Origin of the sequence: Helicobacter equorum (assembly GCF_900198655.1) — a bacterium.
Lineage (GTDB): Bacteria > Campylobacterota > Campylobacteria > Campylobacterales > Helicobacteraceae > Helicobacter_F > Helicobacter_F equorum.
On sequence record NZ_FZPO01000084.1, the window covers coordinates 1 to 1,525 of the forward strand.

Sequence of the window (1,525 nt, forward strand, 5' to 3'; positions counted from 1 at the left end):
GCCACATCATCAGGGTCATTCGGACAAGCCAAAATTGGTTCTTTAATCTCTGCAAGATCAATCTCAATTACTGCCGCGTATTCTGCATCACTATCAGGCTCCAAAAGCACAGGATTATTGATCCATTCTTGCATTTTTTGTGCACGTCTACGTAGAGTTTCAGCATTTTGATACCCATCTTTAATCATAGCTTCAATAAGTGCGATGTTTGAGTGCAAATACTCAATGATAGGCTCTTTATTGAGACGCACACTACAAGCCGCAGCACTTCTTTCTGCACTTGCATCACTAAGCTCAAAGGCTTGTTCAACTTTGAGATCTCCCAGTCCTTCGATTTCTAGGATTCTACCGCTAAAGATATTTTTTTTACCTTTTTTCTCCACGGTTAAAAGTCCTTGCTTGATTGCATAGTAAGGAATTGCATTAACCAAATCTCGCAATGTGATACCCGGATTTAGTTTGCCCTTAAATCGCACAAGCACAGATTCTGGCATGTCAAGAGGCATTGTACCTGTAACTGCTGCAAATGCTACAAGCCCACTTCCTGCCGGAAAAGAGATGCCAATTGGGAAGCGTGTGTGTGAGTCCCCACCTGTGCCAAGTGTATCTGGTAGGCAGAATCTATTAAGCCAAGAGTGAATAACACCATCTCGAGGACGCAAGGCTACCCCACCTTTTGATGACATAAATTCTGGCAATGTGGCATGTAGACTTACATCTGACGGTTTTGGGTATGCGGCAGTGTGGCAGAAGCTCTGCATTACAAAATCCGCACCAAAGCTAATAGCCGCAAGTTCTTTAATTTCATCGCGCGTCATTGCACCTGTGGTATCTTGGCTACCAACGGTTGTAGTTTTTGGCTCACAATATGTGCCAGGTCTTATGCCCTCTACTCCACACGCACGACCGACGATTTTTTGTGCGAGAGAGAATCCACAAGATTTTTGCGCTGGTTGTTTAGGAGTTTTGAATACATCACTTGGAGGAAGCTTAAGGAAATCTCGTGCCTTTGTTGTGAGATTGCGTCCAATGATAAGTGAGATTCTGCCACCTGCACGGACTTCATCGCTAATAGTAAGTGGGCTTAATGTAAAAGTTGCAATAACACTACCATTTTTGACAATTTCACCCTTTTGTGTGCGAATCTCAATAATATCACCCTCGTTAAGTGCGCTTACATCAACAGCGATAGGCAGTGCTCCAGAATCTTCACAAGTATTAAAGAATATAGGTGCGATCACGCCACCCAAAACTAAACCGCCACCTTTTTTGTTAGGAATATATGGAATCTCCCTACCAAAATGCCATATGATAGAGTTACAAGCAGATTTTCTAGAACTTCCAGTCCCTACTACATCACCTACATATGCTACTTGTGCATCATTTTTGCTTGCTATATCTTTGATATTTTGAATGCGTTGTTCAAAGTTTTCTATTCGCGCTTTTAGCATAGCCTTTGCGTGCAAAGGAATATCGCTTCGAGTAAAAGCATCGCTTGCCGGACTTAAATCATCGGTATCTACCT

1 protein-coding gene is annotated in these 1,525 nt (G+C 42.6%); it reads right to left on the bottom strand.

Annotation, left to right across the window (positions count from 1 at the left end; genetic code table 11):
* Nucleotides 1–1,525: bifunctional aconitate hydratase 2/2-methylisocitrate dehydratase (locus C6H22_RS08470; RefSeq protein WP_104694820.1), on the bottom strand; the 1,525-nt coding region annotated here is incomplete at both ends.